An 18206-nucleotide genomic window follows, 5' to 3' on the forward strand; every position below is an offset into this window, starting at 1 on the left:
TGGTGATATTTTAGATATTGCTTGACTGGCAGGTACTAAAATGAGTAAAATTATTCGTATATACCTTGACTCATGAACGTCGTTTTTTTAGATAGTGGTCAATAATAGTGATGAATAATAAATGAAAGAGTGATGAGATGAACCGCCTTTTGGAAGTGAAGGACTTAACGATATCTTTCAAGACCCGTCAGGGACTAGTGCAGGCCATTCGTGGCGTAAACTTTCATGTCAATAAAGGAGAGACGCTGGCGATTGTCGGTGAATCCGGCTCAGGCAAAAGCGTAACCTCACAAGCTGTTATGAAGCTGATCCCGACTCCTCCGGGCGTTTATCAAAAGGGTCAAATTATGTTTGACGGACAAGAGCTGATTAATAAAACGGAAAAGCAGATGCAAAAAATTCGTGGTAAGGAAATTGGTCTGATTTCTCAGGACCCTATGACTTCACTTAACCCGACGATGAAAGTCGGTAAGCAGATCACGGAAGTGCTTTTCAAGCATGAAAAGATATCCAAGGACGCTGCTCGCAAGCGGGGTATTGAGTTGCTGAATCTGGTAGGTATTCCACATCCTGAACAGCGTTTTAACCAATATCCGCATGAATTTAGTGGCGGTATGCGTCAACGTGTCGTCATTGCAATGGCATTGGCTGCTAATCCGAAACTTCTGATTGCCGATGAGCCGACGACTGCGTTGGATGTAACCATTCAAGCTCAAATCTTGGAACTGATGAAGGATCTTCAGAAAAAAATTGATACTTCTATCATCTTTATTACTCATGATCTCGGTGTTGTGGCGAAGATGGCGGATCGCGTTGCTGTTATGTATGCAGGGCAAATCGTGGAAACAGGTACGGTTAATGAAATTTTCTATAACCCAAAACATCCATATACATGGGGACTCCTCGCTTCCATGCCTAGTTTGGACAGCCATGGTCAGAAGCTGGCTGCGATCCCGGGAACACCACCGGATCTGCTTCACCCACCTGTAGGGGATGCGTTTGCAGCCCGTAGTTCTTATGCCATGAAAATTGACTTTGAGAAAGAGCCTCCACTCTATCAATTGTCTGATACACACTTTGTGAAATCATGGCTGCTTCATCCAGATGCACCTGCGGTTGAGCCACCAGAAGCGGTGAAGGCTAAACTTCGCAAGCTGGATAACGCATTTGAAAAGCCAGTTTTAGTTGAACAATACGGCAGTTAAAGCACGATATCATTTGTAAATAATCAAATAATAAATAAAAAAAGGCTGTTTCTCCGTGTGAATTAATATTACGGAGGAACAGCCTTTTTGGTATAACACCACAGGTTGTATGAGTCTGTGGTGATTTATATTAGACGGCAGCGCTTACAACTTGCCGGAACCGGCTTGGGAAGTGACTTCTGTCTTCACGCTGGCGGATGGGGAAATTTTATCGTTCAAGGATGGCTTCCAGCCTACAGAGGAGCTAAGCCCCGCGCTGGAGCCTGCGTTTACGGCCTGTCCATTCAGAAGTGTGCCAGTGTCTGACAAGGCAGTTCCACCAAAAACAGTCACAATTTTGGCTGCGGACAGTCCTGCAACGTCAATGACATTGTTTTCAGCAAAGATTTTAGAGGATTTGCCCGCGCCCCATATATACAGTGTAGGGTATTCAGAGCGTTTTACATCACCTGTATAGTAATTGTTATATAGATGGACTTGTCCATAACGTACGCGCGGTGTGCGTTGTACTGTATTCTCATAATAATTGTGATGCAGGGTTACACGTAAAGACCCTTCATCCGCTGTTTTGCTGTCGCTGTTGCCGATAATGGATGTTTTGTCATGATCGTAAAAGTGATTGTATGAAATGGTAACCAGATCACCTTGGTTAATCACATCGAGCAGTCCATCATGATGCTGGTATTCTTGACCGTAGAAGGTGCCGTTTCCGCTATCGGGGTGAGCCCCGTCATTGAACGTATTGTGATCCACCCATACATGCGTAGCTCCGTTAATTGTAATGCTGTCATATTCTGAATTCCAGTTGCCTGTACTGCCATCAGTTGGGTCCCATTGTGGGAAATAATCGTAGGCATCCTGAAACTCAATATTACGGATAATGACGTTGTCTGTACCCTTTTTTAATTGGAAGTTTGCACCATTAATGACGGCATTGTTGCCCAGACCGACAATCGTTGTATTGGATGGAATTTCAATAACGATACGACTGGCTTGATTCTTCTGTGATGCCTTACGTGCATCTTCCAATGTACCAGAAGGAACCTTTTTCCCCCATGTAGACGGATCATACGCCTTGAGATACGCATTGAAATCATACTTAGAGTCCTTGTAATCGTTCAATCCTAATGGTTTATTATTGTCATCGACGTTAGCATTGATTGTACCTTTGACATAAATAATTTTAGGTGTAGTGTTGCTGCTCTTGCCTAACGCATCGACAAGTTGTTTACGGTTCGTTACGGTGAAAGTATTGGAGGAAGTAGCAGTAGCTCCACCTGTTGTGCCAGTAGAAAAGGCGGCCCAGCCGTTTTTGCTGCCGAGTGTCTCCTTGCCAATATCGCTGGCTGCATGAGCAGGTGCACCCATAGGAGCCAGAGTAGCGAACAGTAACACGGCTGCGATTCCGAGTGAAAATCTCTTTTTCATAAAATACCTCCGTATATTGGATAAATGGAGTAGACGAACGAAGGGAGTCCCGGGTGCTCCTGTAGTTTCTACATGTTCTATCATACTTTGTGTTCCAGTATTTGTTAATATAATAAAAGTTACATACTAAAATTTTTGTCGAATTTTTTATATAATTCAATAGAGCCCTTCTTTTTCCAATCAAAACGCATATGCCAGAATGAAAACGTTAACAATCATACCGAATAGAAAATGTATATATGATTATATGGAATTTTCCTGGTGAATTTCTTTCAAAATCAGTCTGTTCATCTTCATATTAAAGCAAAAGAAAATTGAATGGGTTTTCTCGTAATGTTAACGGTTTCAAGCCAAAATACGAAGGGGAAGGACAGGGGATTTATAGATTTTTGCAGCATCCTCAGGTACAATGCTTGTAATAAAGCTGAGGAGGAATGGGCATCATGGCAGAGCATTTAGCAGATATCCTGAAGTTGTTGAAGCAAAAAGAGTGGGTGGACTTGTCCCATGCCTTTTATCCCGAAATTCCCCATTTTCCGGTTTTCGATAATGTTCAGGTGGATACCCTGTTTACCCACGACGATGGCTTTTTTGTAAAACAATACTGCTTTCCAGGGCAATATGGAACTCATATCGACGCCCCCGTTCATTTTGTGAAGGGTAAACGTTATTTACATGAGCTTTCGTTGAAGGAACTGGTTTTGCCGCTGGTTGTCATTGACCGTTCAGCAGCCGTTGCAGCCAATTCCGACTATGAGCTTACGGTTGCGGATATTCTGGATTTTGAAAAAGAGCACGGACGCATTGCCGATCAGTCCTTTGTCGCCTTTCGTAGTGATTGGAGCAAGCGTTGGCCTGATCCTGATGCCTTCTCGAACAAGGACAACGCTGGAGATGCACATTGCCCGGGTTGGTCGCTGGATGCGCTGCGCTTTTTGGTAGAGGAACGAAATGTTGCTGCTATTGGACATGAAACACTGGATACTGACTCCTCTGTAGCTTATCGAAAAGAGGGCAAGCTGGTAGGAGAATATTACATATTGGAGCAGGATCGATATCAAGTTGAGGTGCTGACGAATTTGGACAAGCTGCCCCCGAAGGGTGCAGTCATTTATAATATTGTGCCGAGTATTCAGGATTCTCCCGGATTTCCGGTGCGCTCCTTTGCTATTTTGCCTTAATCTTGAGCTTAAAAGACCGATTCAGATCTGGACATCTGAATCGGTCTTTTTCTAGCATATACGGGGTAGTGTACAGCGTGAATGACCATTCAGTCCGGCTTGGTTCAAAATCATTGAAACGCCTTATGTGATAATCGTTACGGTAGGGGCAGAGATGGTAGGCTGAGTTGTGATAGTAGAGGTTGTGCCGCTAAAATCAGATATTTCTATGACAGCGGGGACACCTGGTGTAATATCTACGGAGGCAATGACCAGACTTGCCGTGGTTAGGGTGAATAAGGAGCTCTGCTGAATAACTCCGTTAATATAATAATTAGCAGAATCAGTAGCCGTTAATGTTGGCAAAGCAACGACTGGAGCATCGGCGTCATCTACGAAGCTGGCAGCAGGAATAGTTGTTGTTGTTGCTCCGATCATTCCGGCTGTAATGGTTGCAAAAAAACGAGTCACGGCTGGGGTTACAGTCGTGCTTATGGCACCACCAGTAGCTACTGGAGCAGTAGCTACTGCTGTGTATACAGGTTTTATGATGGGCATCGTTTTCATCTCCTTTCTTTACTGGTATGAGTCACTGCTGGCTCTTAATCAATAAATGATTTTTCAACCTATTCGGAAACGGCATATGAACCTTCCTATTAATAATAGGGTAAATGGAGAAAGCCCTATTTTACTGCGCAAAAAATGAAAGCGAATACTTGGAATCTGCATGCTACAAATGCCTAAGACCCTAATGGGAGATGTGCATACAATACATAAGCATGAGAGGAGGAGGTGTGTACGGCTGTTATGAAAAGACGCGATGCATCACTAAGGAGGCAAGGAAAGAGACCGGTACATTGCAAGATCAACAAACGAAAAAAGTGCAAGCCCCGGTATTCATTCAAAGGTAAAACAAAAACGGGGCTCCATGCTCAAAAGCATCCAAAACTAATTATTATACAACGACGCTTCAGAAATACTCCTGCCAAACGGAAGAGGATAGAGCATACAGGAAAGCAAGGTTTGCCAGGCGAAGCCGGGGTGACAGGAGCGCCAGGAGTACCGGGAATTGCGGGAACACCAGGAATACCTGGAATACAGGGTCCAGCAGGAACACAGGGAGCACCGGGAGTGCCAGGTCCAGCTGGGGCTCCCGGTAGTGCAGGCGCAACAGGTGCACCTGGTCCTACCGGAGCACAGGGCATACCTGGCCCTACCGGAGCCCAAGGCATACCCGGTTCTACCGGGGCACAAGGCGTAACCGGTCCTACTGGAGCCCAAGGTATAACTGGTCCAACAGGTCCGGCTCCTGACATCTCCAATGTTGAAATTGTCCCTAGGGCTGAGCGGTATTTTTATTTTACTCCTGATCCGATTGAATCTTCAGTTACGATTATGGCGGATCAATTTTCTGTAGATGGTGTGCAGGGGGCTTTTCAGAGGTTTCATGTCGGAAGCAATAGTTATGCCAATCTGTATATTAACGGGATGTTACAAGAAAGAACGTTGTTCAGCTTGACACCTTCATCGCTGACGATTCACCTCAGCGAAGGGGAGACTATTTCCTCCGGCACACCTATTATTGTGGAAATTGTTCAATTTAGTGTGCGATACAGTGCATGACATTGCTTACGATGAATACTTCATGTGATGGACATTATTTTAAAACCAAAAATGGTTATAGGGTGCAGATCCTTCAATACGAACACCGAGTTGCTCGGCTGCCTGTCTGGGCCAGAATGGATTACGCAGCAGTTCCCGACCTACTTCAACCAGATCCGCCCGACCATTACGCAAAATTTCCTCGGCTTGAATACCGTGAGTAATCAATCCTACGGCCGCGGTAGCTATATCAGTAGCCTGACGAATAGCTTCCGAGTAAGGCACCTGATAGTCAGGAGCGTCCGACATGCCAAAGCTGGAGACCGGCTTTAGAGCCTTGGTCATGGATGGCCTGCACCACTTTTTGCAGCGGGGAAATGTGCTCGTCGCTCCATATGCCAAGGCTGCCCGAATCTTTTCCCTGCTGGGTGACTGTATGCACTTCAAGCATGATTAGCCCGACTTGTCCTAGCGCCGAGCGCCGTAATGCAGCGTATGCCAATCGGTTGCTTTTCCCTCCTCTTTATTTACGGTTCAGAACGCCCGCTTTTATTCGGTTACATATGTATTTTATAGGAATAAAATGAGGCAATACACGTATCATTTAACGTATTCATGACCATTCACTTATAAAAACATGGTATTTTAGGTTTATTACGATGGATTTTAAATTCAAGCATACAGACAGGTTGAAACTGTATAAATATGAATTGCAATTTGGTTAGCAATCACTTACTATAATCCTATGAATAAGAAAACACATGTAGACAGTAAAAAGAAGGATATTCTGCAGGCAGCGATGTGCTTATTTGCAACCAAAGGAATTGATGGGATTTCGGTCAAAGAAATTGCAGAGGCTGCCGGTGTGACAGATGCTGCGATTTATAAGCATTTTAAGAGTAAAGACGCGATGGCCTTGGAGGTATTCGGGCAGTATTGCAATAGCTACACCACCTTAATTGACTTTTATCGCAAGCAGAGTGGGAGCTTTCTCAGTCGTTTCCACCAACTGGTGGATGAAGTGCTGAATATGCATGATGAGGACCAATATGGATTGCTTTTACTGTCGCAGCATCATGAGTTGTATGTTGAAGCAAGCCAGAACCACAATGTCCGTCAGCCGCTGGAGGCGTTGACAGAATTCATCGAACAGGGAATTCAACAAGGGGAACTCCCGAAGCAGAATGCTCAGCTATCCGGTGTGCTCATGATTGGAGCCTTTACACGCTTGTCAGTGTCAAGTCTGGAAGGTGAACTTCCGCAGCAATTGGTTCCATTGGCAGCAGAGATCAAACAACGTTTAACCGCTTTATTAAGTAAAGGTCAGTAGTGGCCTTTTCTTTTAAATATAAAGTTAGTGTTCTCTAACTAAAATGATAATATGGAGTAGGAAGTGACTTATATGTCTAAAAAAATATTGGTGATTCAGGGGAATCCGGTCGCTGACAGTTATGGAGAAGCGCTGGCTCAAGCCTATGTAAAAGGAGCCGAAGGCGCAGGGGCTGAGGTTCGCTTATTGCAGCTGTCCGCGTTGGAGTTTAATCCAAATCTATCAGGTGGATATCGGAATAAATTGCCAATAGAACCTGATTTGATTCAAGCACAGGAATGGATTAAATGGGCAGAACATCTCGTTTTTGTCTTTCCGATCTGGTGGGGCAGCTTACCTGCGTTAATGAAGGGATTTATTGACCGTACCTTTATGCCGGGATTCGCGTTTAAATATCAAAAAGGAAAACCCTTGCCTGACAAGCTTCTAAAAGGAAGAACAGCCCGCCTCATTACAACGATGGACGGTCCGCACTGGTACTACCGATTTTTCCAAGGACAGCCTGGGCACCGAATGATGAAGGATTCCACGTTACATTTATGTGGAGTCAAACCAGTACGTTCTACAACCATTGATCTCATGAATAAGAGGACAGAGCAACAGCGTAACGAATGGCTGAGCAAGGTTGAGCAGCTAGGACGAAGCATGAGCTAGGTTTTCGCCATCTCAATAGCAAACACGCTGATCCATTAACATATAGAGGACATTCGGAAAACTACATTCTAAGAGGATAGAAATGAGGCACAGAAAAATGGAACCAATCATAAATCATGAATGGGATCTAAATGAAAAAGAAGCGGTGAAATTACAGCAGGAGTTATCTTTAAAAGTTACAAAAGAAGATCGATTCCCTGAAATTCAATATGTTGCTGGGGTAGACGTGGCATACAGTGAACAAAGTGATCTCTTAGTTGCGGCCATCGTGATTTTAGATGCTAGCTCATTACAAGTAGTGGAATCCATAGTGGTTGAAGATGCTGTCCATTTTCCCTACATCCCCGGATTGTTTTCATTCAGGGAGCTACCGCCTATAGTAAAAGCATTGAAGCAAATCAAGACCTCTCCCCAGCTGGTGGTCTGTGATGGACAAGGAATTGCCCATCCTAGACGATTCGGATTAGCCAGTCATTTAGGTGTTATATTTGATATTCCTACAATTGGATGTGGTAAAACGAGGCTATGGGGTGAATTCGAAGAGCCATCTCGAGAACGAGGGGCATGTTCGTTATTAATGGATCGTGAGGAAATTATCGGTAGGGCGTTAAGAACCCAGGACAACATTAAACCTTTGTTTGTATCTGTAGGGCATCGTATTTCATTAGAAACGGCCTGCAACTGGATATTAAAGCTTTGTCCACAATATCGCTTACCTGAGACCACTCGACAAGCTGATCAGCTTGTGAGAAAAGCTTTATCACAAATAAACCAGGGGAGTATCTGATCATAATCGCTCTACATAAGGAAAAACACCACAGTGGAGCAACTAGCTCGCATTGTGGTGTTTGGAATAGCTCATGTTTTACAATCAACGTTATATAAATATCGATGCAACGATTAAAATAAATCTGATCGCTAGACCAGCAGGGCCCCAATAATGCATAGGGTGCCAGATAATAACTTCCGACACAATGAGCACAAAAGCCATCGGCAGCTGGGAATCTATGGAGTCAAGCCCTAGAGCGGATACTAAACTGCCGACAATAACAAATGTTCACATCCAACATATGTATGTATCGGTTAAAAGAGAGATTTAGTTTACAATATGACCCATTCATTAGGGAATTTACAATGTGTAAAACTGGAAAATGAAAAAAGCCGTTTCTCCACCTTTTCGCAGTCCCAGCACAAGCTGGACTGAAGGAGGAAAAATCGGCTTTTTTAATAAACGGATTGAAGTTCTGTGCCTATTCGGCGCTTGCTTTCACTTGCTCTGCTATGAAATTTACAGGCTTCATAATCCGGCTCAGCATGTCCTGCTTCGGACGATTCCAGGTAACCCAATCATCCAGCAGCAGACCACCTGTATCGCCGCTATTCGGATTCAGGGACCAATACGTAAAGTACAAGTTGTTGGCACCAATATAGTCTACGAGTGCATTTTGCCATTTACCCTCAGCGGAAGACGAATCAACATTGCGACCGCCGAATTCACCGACCAGCACCGGAGCTATGTTTTGCTTACTGATGTAGCCCCAGGTTTGATCCCAGATTGCTGGCAGGTTGGACGGGAAGGTTGAATCGTTGAACCATGGCTGCGAAGACACACCAGGACCGTAGTCATGTGGTGAATAGACGACACGGTTCGGTACGTCCAGAACGACAGGATAGTTGGCTACACCTGTCAGGTTGCCGCCCCACCAATATTGGCTGTTGTTGCCTTGTACATTATGGTCCACACCTTCTACCAGAATCAGCCAATTCGGATTCACAGACAGAATGGCATTCCCTGCACGCTGCGCCGCGAGACGCCAGTCTGTGGAAACATCGCCTGTTCCCCAGCTTGCCTGACCGTGCGGTTCGTTGTGTAAATCTGCACCAATGACGGTAGGATTGTTTTTATAACGTTCAGCTAACATCTTCCAGTCGCTGATCCAGCGGGACTCAGGGTACTGAGAGGTATACCATAGCTCGGATTGTCCACCTGAGCCTGGGCGGTGACGGTCAAGGATAATCTGAATACCGCGTTGTCCAGCTTTTTCGATCAGCTTGTCCATAATTTGAATCGGAGTCAATCCGACCAGATCAGGATTTTTGTAGTAATCAATACTGTCCGGACGAGAGCTGGAATCCAATAACTGATTGCTGTAAGGCAGACGGATGAGATTATAACCTTCCTTCTTCACCTGATCCAGCATGTCGTCCATTGAGCGACTCCATAGTCCATGCAAAGTGTAATTAGGGGTTTCCAGACCAAACCAGTTCAGACCGTTAAATGCGGCCTCTTTCCCGGATTCATCTACAATCTTGTTTCCTTGGGTATGATAATATCCTTTTACGCTGGCTGCATCTGCCGAAGGTGGAGTGTACCCATACAGTGTGAAGCCCATGACGAGGGAGGCAATGACGAAAAATGTTTTTTTCAACCCTTTTTTCTTCATGATTCTTGCTTCCTCCTTTTATATAAATGATATTGTAACCGATTACATTTTCATTTTATGTTCAAATCTTCCATCAAACAAGTTCATAAAATTTGTATATTTTTAAGATTTCGTTCAAAATTATTAGTTTTGCGACAAGGGATATTTAGGTTAGGGGGTATAGCATTTGTGGGGCTGGATTATGGGGTGAGGCACGTTCCAACTCACATTTATTATATTTTCCTCCTGTAAAAGAAGGTATATAATAAAGGAAATTCACATTACATACAGGTTGTAGAGTACATACATAGTTGAAAATGAACACATGCCTAATACGCAATATAGAAAGGGGGGGAATCATGGTAACCACGATGAAAGAAGTCGCAGAACGTGCAGGGGTGTCGAAGAGCACAGTTTCGCAGTTTCTGAATAAAAGATACAACTATATGAGTGAAAGCACCAAGAAGAAGATTGAGCAAGCGATTGAGGAGCTCAGTTATATTCCCAATGAGGTGGCGCGCAGTCTCAAGCAAAAGAAGACCTTTATTGTGGGGGTTATTTCTTCAACTATTTTGTCGAGATTTACAACAGAAATCGTGCGCGCAATTGAAGATGAATGCCAACTGGAAAATGTCCAGGTCATTGTCTGCAATACTGATGATGATTCGCTCAAAGAGAAAAAGTACGTCCAGTCGATGATTGCTCGGCAAGTGGATGGACTTATTATTTTTCCGACAGAAGAGAACAAAAAATTATATGTTTCCCTTGTTAAAAGTGGCTATCCGTTCGTGTTTGTCGACCGAAAAATCGATGAAATCAACGTAGACACGGTGCTGTTAAATAATGAAAAAGCTAGTGAGCTTGCGGTTGAAGCACTGATTGAGCATGGTCACAAAAACATCGGCATCATCACGTTTCCCCTAGGCAAAAAAGCAATTACCACACGAAGTGAGCGGCTGTCCGGCTATAGAAATACGCTCGGCAAACATGACATATCCGTGCATGAAAACTATATCAAAAGCGGCAGGCTGGATGAAATGTCTGATCTTATTAGACAACTATTTCACATGGAGAACCCGCCCACCGCAATCATTGCTACGAATGACATGATTTTGGAGCAGGTGCTGATCTATGCCAAAAATAATCATCTGACCATACCTAATGATTTTTCCTTGATTGGGATAGATGATGTATCCTTTGCATCTTTTTATAATCCGCCGATCACTACCGTTTCCCAGCCGAGTTTTGAAATGGGGAAAAGAAGTGCGAGGCTACTGCTCGATAAAATTGATCAAAAAGAGCAGGGGCATGAGCAGCTGTCAGACATCATCCGATTGAATCCGGTCATTAACCACAGAGAATCTGTCCAAAAGTTAAATTGAATAATTGGAATAAGTATTTTTTTCTTTTTTTGAAAACGTTTTTATGAATTCTATTGTAAAAGGAAAATAAAGAGCTATAATGATCTTATGATTCGAGTCATGAATACCCTTTCTGGTAGTGTTGAGTGTAGTGATGACTGCAACTTAATAAAGGAGAGGAGTGAACCATAAACGGAAATTTATGATTGGATTTGTGATATAATTCACAAAAAACAGTTCTACTTCTTTTTACATTCCCGGAAGGGAAATTTTTTTCAAGCATTACTAAATCGATTTAGTAAGAATGAAAAATAAAAGAAAAGAAGGTCGGGATCATTATGGAAATGTTTATGAGCATTATCAGGGAGCCATCCATCATTATTGCGATTGTGACATTACTCGGTCTCATATTCCAGAGGAAGAAAGTATCCGAGATCATAACCGGAACCACCCTTTCTTTCATGGGCTTTACCATGATTAAGGTCGGCGGCGGAATTTTAGGAGGCGTGCTCACCAACTTCAGCCAAATATTTTCTTTTGCGTTCAACCTTAAAGGTGTCGTACCAAGCAATGAAGCTATCATGGCACTGACCATTGATCAGATCGGGGCGGATGCTGCGCTCATTCTACTTTTTTCCATGATCCTTAACATCGTGCTTGCGCGCCTGACCAAGTTCAAGTACATTTATTTGTCTCTCCACTTGATTTTGTTCATGAGCTTTGCCGCTACAGCCGTTATGAAAGGTCTGGGTCTCAGTTCGCTAACTACAATCATCGTTGGTTCCTTGGTCATTGGGAGCTATATGGCAGTGTTTCCTTACCTGCTCCGAAATGCCAGCAAAAATATTATCAAATCGGATGAATATACAATTGCTCATGCTTCCATGACTTCTTACATTCTCGGTACCTATTTAGGAAAAGTTTTAGGCAATCGTGAACATGACACCGAAAATGTAAAAATAAATGACCGCATCAGTTTTTTGCGTGATCCCAATGTGGCAACAACCTTGACGATGCTGGTGCTTTTGTTGGTATCTGGACTGGTTGCTGGTTCTGAATATGTCAGCAAATTATCTAACGGCAAAGAATACCTTGTCTTTATCCTCGAACAATCAGCCACTTTTGCTGCTGGCTTGTATATCGCAAAAGCAGGTGTTAAGCTGTTCACGACTGAAATTGTACCCGCTTTCAAGGGGTTCTCCCAAGTGTTCGCACCTGGAGCAGTTCCTGGGGTGGATGTTCTGGTACTGTTCGACAAATCACCCAATTCCGCGTTGGTAGGCTTCTTGGTCAGCTTTTTCACAGGTGTGGCCTGCGTTTTTGTTTTCCCGCTTATCGGACTGCCTGTTATTGTACCGGGGATCATGGCCTGTTTTCTCGCTGGCGGTGCAGCCGCGATATTTGGCAATTCCAGCGGTGGTTTTAGAGGGGCAGTCATTTCCAGTTGTCTTAATGGATTCTTGCTCTGTCTGCTGCCGGCTCTCACCTTGCCGCTCTTTTCTTTTTTGGGTGCCGACGGAGTGACATTCGCCGATCCCGACTTTACAACCCTTTCCGGATTACTTTGGCTTATTTTCCGCTGGTTTTAAACTAAATCGATTTATGAATCTTTAAAAATAACTCATCTAAATAAATTGGGTTCTAAATGAGGAGGAATGATTCATGTTTTTTAATGACCAAGATATTCAAATGGATACAGTAGACAGTAATACGACCCGGAAAGTGCTGGCCCACAGTGACCAGCTTATGTATGTCAAAGTGATGTTTGCTAAAGCCCAAACTGGGGAAATCCTGTTGCATAAGCATGTCCATGAACAAGTCACTTATGTTTTGAAAGGAAGCTTTAAGTTCATGATCGATAATGGGGAAACCAAGGAAGTGCAGACTGTTAAAGAAGGAGACAGCATCCATTTTCCATCCGACACTCTTCATGGCTGTATCCCGCTGGAGGATGACGGAATTTTGCTAGATGCATTTACACCAGCACGTGCCGATTTTCTATAAATTTTCTTACTAAATATGGCTATTATCGAGCATGCCGAATATAAAAAAACTGTACCAACGCAGGTTTTCAGTTGTTAATCTGCACCAGTGAGCCTGAGGCGGAGCCTTGGGTTCTTTTTTGTTCGTATTATTGGCTGCAGCTCCAATACACTTCATAATGATCTTTTTTAGTAGAAGACCTGCAAGTATGTTATATTTAACAAACGGCAATCGTGATGAACAGCAGTGTAGTGATTTTTAGAAAAGGATGAGATTATTTTGGAAAACAACGAAACTCAGCAGGAATTTGCAGAAGTATATGAGCAGCTTAAGGTGGCTGCAAACCGAACCTCCGATTGGAAAGCGCGTCTAGCAGCGGTGAATGAATTGGGTGCATGGAAGAACCAGCAGACGATTGACTTGCTGACGCACCGAATGAATAATGATACGGTATATGCTGTTCAGGAAGCCGCTTACCACAAGCTACAGGAATGGGGCGAAAACGTACAGCCACCTGTGCGCAAAGAGGGTGAGCTTGTTAAGGGGTTGACGAAGATTCTAGTGCGGATTAAAAAAAGCCTGCCAGCCGACCATACCTATAACGATTTTCGCGAGAAGCTGCGTAAGATGAGAGTCGATATTTATGATATCTATGAAGGCAACAAGGGTACTGAATTCGATCAGTGGCTGGAGCAAAAATGGGCTTCGTTATCCACAAGATAATGCCTGAACCCTGCCATTGATGTACTTCTGAGGACTGCTTTGGTAATGCAAACCAAGTCTTAACAAGGATTAGGATATATCTTTGTTAAGGCTTTTTTTAATATATATCGTTATTACGTGTTATGATCAAACGCAATGATTTCAAAGAGGGCTGGCCGTTTTAATTAATCTCTGCTAAAAAGATGCCAACAAAGGGGAACGATGCGCTAGAATAGAAAAATAGAAAGCGTTATCATTACTAACTTTTCTGCGATGACTCAGGGGGAGAAGGCTTATGCGTTCAAGGTTTCAACCATTAAACACGTTGCGTAATCAGATCTTTATCGGCTTTATATTGGTAATGCTCATTATGATGAGTGTGGCGGGAGCGTTTATTTATCTCAATGTCTCTCACCTGTTGAAAGACAGTGCCGAACGGCATATTGGTCAAACCGCAGTACAAGCAAGCGGCAGACTGGATGCATTAATCGGCCAGATGGACAGCCTGACGGAACAAGTGGCGAATCATCCATCTGTTCAGCATATTTTGCTGGAGGAGCGTAATGGGGGCAAGGTGACTTTCGGACAGCGTCAATCGCTACTGCAAGTGATGCACAGCTATCAGGCTTATATGCCGAGCGTTGGCTCGCTGGAGCTGTATACCGCTGAAGGGAAGATGTTGTTTCCGATTAGAGAAGGCAGTCTGGAGGATCGTATCGGACAGGCGGACATTCGGGAAGCAAATGAGATGAAAGGCAGGCTGGTCTGGATCGGCATAGATCCTGAAAATCCCCAGTCGCTGCTGGCGATTCGGCAGGTGAGCCTGGTGGATCGCTGGTTTTCACGCGGAGGATATCTGATTACCCGCATGGAACGAAGTTATTTTGGGCTAAATGGTACGTCAGCGACCCATGAAGAAGCAAATGAAACTATGCTGCTTGTAGATCGCCGAGGGCAGCTGCTGTCGGGTGAGCCTATGAGTCAGACTAATTTGTTAGATGTATTGCACAGCAAGACACAGACGGTTCATATTGGAGAGCGCGAGTATGTGAAGGCAGTTCAGCAATCGGAACGGACCGGCTGGTCGCTGCTGATCCTGATTCCAGTTAGCGTCGTCACAGACGGAATTACGGTTTTACGGACGACACTTATTATTTCGGCGTCTCTAGGTGCCGTGTTATTCCTGTTCATGTCCTTTATGCTGTCAACGTTGATTACCAGACCGATAGGTCACTTGATTCAGGCGATGCGCCGTTCACGGGAAGGAGCGTTGGCCCTGAATCCTGAACCTGCAGCAGCGGTTGAATTACGGGAATTAAATGCAGAGTACAACACGATGATTGTCGATATCAATGAATTGATCCGTGTCATTTGCGAGAAGGAGGCTTTACAAAGCCAGACCGAGCTTAAAGCACTGCAAGCGCAGATCAACCCGCATTTTCTTTTTAATACGCTAGATGCATTCAATTGGTCGCTGCAAGAAAAAGGAGAGGAGGAGCTTGCCGGGCTGATGGTTTCCATGTCGCGGCTGTTTCGTTATGTGATCGAACCGGCTCACCATGACTCTTGGGTGACACTTGGGGAAGAAATAGCACAAGTCCGTCGTTATCTGGAATTGATGGAGATGCGTCTGGGCGAACGTCTGAGCTGGCAAATTCATATGCCACCAGAGGCAGCAAGCATTCCGCTTCCTAAGCTGCTGATCCAGCCCATTCTAGAAAATGCAATTTTACACGGTGTCGAAAATCGCATCGGCAATGGCCGTGTTGAAATTCGAATCACTCCTTCGGCGAGGTTGGGTTGGACTAGGATCGAGGTTGTAGATAACGGACCTGGAATGACACAGGAGGAACTTGTAGCTGTGCGTACAGCGTTGATCGAGGGATCTGCCTGTCAGAGCAAGGGAACCGGTATGGGACTGGTTAACGTGCAGCGCAGGCTTGCTCTCTATTATGACAGTGCATCTTATCCAACGGACGGCGTGCTGATCTACAGTGCTGTGCAGGAAGGAACGGTGGTCGCTTTTGAAATTCCTGATGAATACGGGGGGCGGTAGGAATGAGTTTTTCATCCAAGACCATTGTTATTGTGGACGATGAACAAAGAACACGTCAGGGGATACATCAGACACTGGAGCAGTGGGCCGCCGGGAAATACCGGATTATGACATCGGGGAATGGCCTGGAGGCATTACATATGCTGCAAGCGGAGAAGGTACATCTGCTGATTACAGATGTCCGGTTGCCGGAATTCAGCGGGCTGGATTTAATCCGTTCTCTGGAACGGGATTCACATCGCCCGGCGATCATTGTGATCTCGGGATATGCAGAGTTTGATTATGTCCAGCAGGCGCTTCGTCTCGGAGCCGTTAATTATTTGCTCAAGCCGATTGATAAGCAGGAGCTGCTGAATGCGGTAAATGAAGCACTTCAACTGGAAGAGGAACGGCAGCGGTACAAGAAGCTGGACAAGCTGGCTGACCCTGTTCTGCTAGAGCTTGACCTCCAAGCGACTACGATTAGCGATCCGGTACGGCGAGCCTTCACCTTTATGGCAGAGCATCTTCACGAACCCATTACGATGGCGCAGACTGCAGCGCATTCACACCTGAATGCGAGCTATTTTAGTGTTTTATTTAAGGAGCAAAGTGGTTTGTCCTTCAGCGAATATCTGCACAGGATACGGATACAACGGGCTAAGGAGCTGCTGCTGCATACCCAGTTGACGATTGCCCAAATCGGTGAGCGCTCAGGCTACCGGACAGATAAATATTTTATTAAAGTATTCAAAGCGACCGAGGGGGTAAGTCCCAGCCGCTATAGACAGCAGATGCGTAAAGGACCAGAGAATATCGACTGACATATAGGCTGCTCACGACCCAATAAAAGTGGAATTATACCCAATGAGCGTACCCTGTTGGAAGCAGAAATAGAGTGCTAAACTTACAAATGATAACGGTTACAAAAAATATAATTACAATAACGGAGGTCTAACGATGTCCAACGAGTATTCAGTTCGTAAGCGCTCACATCGAAAATGGGTTGCTGGGTTGACCCTGCTGCTGTCATTCATGCTAGTGCTGTCCGGTTGTGGTGTTGGTAAGGATGGGCAAGGCGGTTCCAGTGGAGCTGGGGGCAAGGTTACGCTCAAAATGATGCACTTATGGCCAGAGGGAAGCTCGGCACAGCAAAGCAAGCTTGTAACTCAGATTATAGATCAATACCAAAAGGATCATCCGAATGTCGTCATTCAGCAGGAAGTGCTGGAAAATGAACAATACAAAAACAAACTCAAAGTGCTGTCAGCTTCCAATGAATTGCCAGATATCGGCATCACTTGGGCAGCCGGTTTCATGGAGCCTTACGTTAAAGGTGGATTATTTACGCCGATGGATGACCTGCTGCAAGGTTCCAAGCTGAAGGACAAATTCGTACCGGGAACGACCGATGCCTATGCGCTGGATGGTAAAACGTATGCGCTTCCGATCGAATTGAACATAACACCCATTTATTACAATAAAGCCATATTCCAAAAATACAACTTGAAGGTACCTGCGACATTTGATGAATTTAAGCAGGTGGTGAAAACACTTGTAGATCATGGAGTTGCACCGATTGCATTGGGCAATAAAGACCGCTGGACGGGTTCGCTTTGGTACATGTATCTGGCAGACCGTATAGCAGGTAGCGAAACGCTGAAAAAAGCAATTGACGGCTCAGGATCATTCGATGACCCTGGTTTAATTCAGGCGGCCTCCGAAATTCAGACGCTGGTGGATATGAACGCCTTTAACAAAGGATTTAACGGCTTGTCCAATGATGAAGGAAAATCCGAGTTTATGAACGACAAAGCGGCGATGTATTTGATGGCTACTTGGGAGTTGCCGAATTTTACGACTAATCCCGAAATCCCGCAAGCGTTTAAAGATCAAGTCGGCTTCTTTAAATTCCCGATGGTTGCAGGCGGCAAGGGCAACGAGAACAGTTGGGTAGGAGGTCCGGGAGTCGGCTTGTTTGTTTCGGAAAATTCCAAAGTAAAAGAAGAAGCCAAAGCGTTCGTGGAATACTTCGTAGAAAAATGGGGAGAGCAATCGGTCACACAGGCGGGCGTTATTCCGGCGACGAAGGTGGACACCTCTAAAGAAAAATTGCCCAAGCTGTATGTCGATCTGCTGAATGGGCTGAACCAAGCCAGCAACATTACATTGTTCGCTGATGTACAAATGAAGCCGAATGCAGCGCAGGTACATTTGAATATGATTCAGGCGTTGTTTGGTAAAGCGGTGACACCGCAACAATTTGCCGACCAGCATAAGGCTGCCATCGAGAAAGGAAATTGAAATTGACCACCTAAGGAGG

At 44.7% G+C, this 18206-nt stretch carries 16 protein-coding genes and 2 pseudogenes; 13 read left to right on the forward strand and 5 right to left on the reverse strand.

Translation table 11 applies throughout. From position 1 onward, the window contains the following. Positions 1-137: 137 nt before the first annotated feature. Complete coding sequence (locus BN1546_RS18750; protein WP_013372507.1) at positions 138-1205, forward strand: ABC transporter ATP-binding protein; 1068 nt, start codon at positions 138-140, stop codon at positions 1203-1205. A gap of 144 nt (positions 1206-1349) precedes the next feature. Here the strand turns inward: BN1546_RS18750 and BN1546_RS18755 are convergent, their stop codons facing one another. After that, on the reverse strand, positions 1350-2573 hold the full coding sequence (locus BN1546_RS18755) for a pectate lyase family protein (RefSeq protein WP_172800017.1): 1224 nt from the start codon (positions 2571-2573) through the stop codon (positions 1350-1352). A gap of 503 nt (positions 2574-3076) precedes the next feature. On the opposite strand from BN1546_RS18755, the gene BN1546_RS18760 reads away from it, so the two are divergent. Beyond that, on the forward strand, positions 3077-3814 hold the full coding sequence (locus BN1546_RS18760; protein ID WP_090738555.1) for a cyclase family protein: 738 nt from the start codon (positions 3077-3079) through the stop codon (positions 3812-3814). A gap of 123 nt (positions 3815-3937) precedes the next feature. On the opposite strand, the gene BN1546_RS18765 is transcribed toward BN1546_RS18760, so the two are convergent. Next, on the reverse strand, positions 3938-4351 hold the full coding sequence (locus BN1546_RS18765; RefSeq protein WP_013372504.1) for a DUF4183 domain-containing protein: 414 nt from the start codon (positions 4349-4351) through the stop codon (positions 3938-3940). Positions 4352-4600: 249 nt separating this feature from the next. Between BN1546_RS18765 and BN1546_RS18770 the strand changes: the two genes are divergently transcribed. Then, positions 4601-5416 carry a DUF4183 domain-containing protein gene (locus tag BN1546_RS18770; protein ID WP_244491531.1) on the forward strand — a complete coding sequence of 272 codons (816 nt, stop codon included), beginning with the start codon at positions 4601-4603 and terminating at the stop codon, positions 5414-5416. Positions 5417-5455: 39 nt separating this feature from the next. Here BN1546_RS18770 and BN1546_RS27365 read toward each other — a convergent pair. Continuing rightward, positions 5456-5753 (reverse strand): annotated as a pseudogene (locus tag BN1546_RS27365) (NADPH dehydrogenase); the annotation flags it as partial. After that, a pseudogene (locus BN1546_RS27925) lies at positions 5754-5846 on the reverse strand (transposase); the annotation flags it as partial. Positions 5847-6140: 294 nt separating this feature from the next. Between BN1546_RS27925 and BN1546_RS18780 the strand changes: the two are divergent. The 3 genes from BN1546_RS18780 to nfi all read left to right on the forward strand — a co-directional run bounded on the left by BN1546_RS18780 (position 6141) and on the right by nfi (position 8166). Next, positions 6141-6725 carry a TetR/AcrR family transcriptional regulator gene (locus BN1546_RS18780; RefSeq protein ID WP_090738556.1) on the forward strand — a complete coding sequence of 195 codons (585 nt, stop codon included), beginning with the start codon at positions 6141-6143 and terminating at the stop codon, positions 6723-6725. A gap of 72 nt (positions 6726-6797) precedes the next feature. Beyond that, positions 6798-7379, forward strand: coding sequence for an NAD(P)H-dependent oxidoreductase (locus BN1546_RS18785; RefSeq protein WP_090738557.1), 582 nt, complete (start codon positions 6798-6800; stop codon positions 7377-7379). Positions 7380-7461: 82 nt separating this feature from the next. Then, positions 7462-8166, forward strand: coding sequence for a deoxyribonuclease V (nfi, locus tag BN1546_RS18790; protein WP_090738558.1), 705 nt, complete (start codon positions 7462-7464; stop codon positions 8164-8166). Between the two features lie 463 nt (positions 8167-8629). Here nfi and BN1546_RS18795 read toward each other — a convergent pair whose 3' ends face one another. Continuing rightward, on the reverse strand, positions 8630-9823 hold the full coding sequence (locus BN1546_RS18795; RefSeq protein ID WP_013372496.1) for a glycoside hydrolase family 5 protein: 1194 nt from the start codon (positions 9821-9823) through the stop codon (positions 8630-8632). Positions 9824-10161: 338 nt separating this feature from the next. On the opposite strand from BN1546_RS18795, the gene BN1546_RS18800 reads away from it, so the two are divergent. The 7 genes from BN1546_RS18800 to BN1546_RS18830 all read left to right on the forward strand — a co-directional run bounded on the left by BN1546_RS18800 (position 10162) and on the right by BN1546_RS18830 (position 18187). After that, on the forward strand, positions 10162-11184 hold the full coding sequence (locus BN1546_RS18800) for a substrate-binding domain-containing protein (protein ID WP_090738559.1): 1023 nt from the start codon (positions 10162-10164) through the stop codon (positions 11182-11184). A gap of 317 nt (positions 11185-11501) precedes the next feature. After that, the gene (locus BN1546_RS18805) at positions 11502-12752 is read left to right on the forward strand and encodes a PTS ascorbate transporter subunit IIC (protein WP_013372494.1); all 1251 of its coding nucleotides are present in this window, start codon (positions 11502-11504) and stop codon (positions 12750-12752) included. 73 nt (positions 12753-12825) lie between these two features. Beyond that, the gene (locus BN1546_RS18810; RefSeq protein WP_025676085.1) at positions 12826-13167 is read left to right on the forward strand and encodes a cupin domain-containing protein; all 342 of its coding nucleotides are present in this window, start codon (positions 12826-12828) and stop codon (positions 13165-13167) included. 258 nt (positions 13168-13425) lie between these two features. Further along, the gene (locus BN1546_RS18815) at positions 13426-13869 is read left to right on the forward strand and encodes a HEAT repeat domain-containing protein (RefSeq protein WP_090738560.1); all 444 of its coding nucleotides are present in this window, start codon (positions 13426-13428) and stop codon (positions 13867-13869) included. Between the two features lie 274 nt (positions 13870-14143). Beyond that, complete coding sequence (locus BN1546_RS18820) at positions 14144-15904, forward strand: cache domain-containing sensor histidine kinase (RefSeq protein WP_090738561.1); 1761 nt, start codon at positions 14144-14146, stop codon at positions 15902-15904. A 2-nt stretch (positions 15905-15906) separates the two neighbouring features. Beyond that, a complete protein-coding gene (locus tag BN1546_RS18825; RefSeq protein ID WP_090738562.1) occupies positions 15907-16707 on the forward strand; it encodes a response regulator in 801 nt (266 codons plus the stop codon). Between the two features lie 136 nt (positions 16708-16843). Next, positions 16844-18187: an extracellular solute-binding protein gene (locus tag BN1546_RS18830; protein ID WP_013372489.1), complete on the forward strand. Its 1344-nt coding sequence runs from the start codon at positions 16844-16846 to the stop codon at positions 18185-18187. Positions 18188-18206: the final 19 nt, after the last annotated feature.

The sequence above is a fragment of the Paenibacillus sp. Mc5Re-14 genome, from assembly GCF_001049835.1.
Lineage (GTDB): Bacteria > Bacillota > Bacilli > Paenibacillales > Paenibacillaceae > Paenibacillus > Paenibacillus polymyxa_C.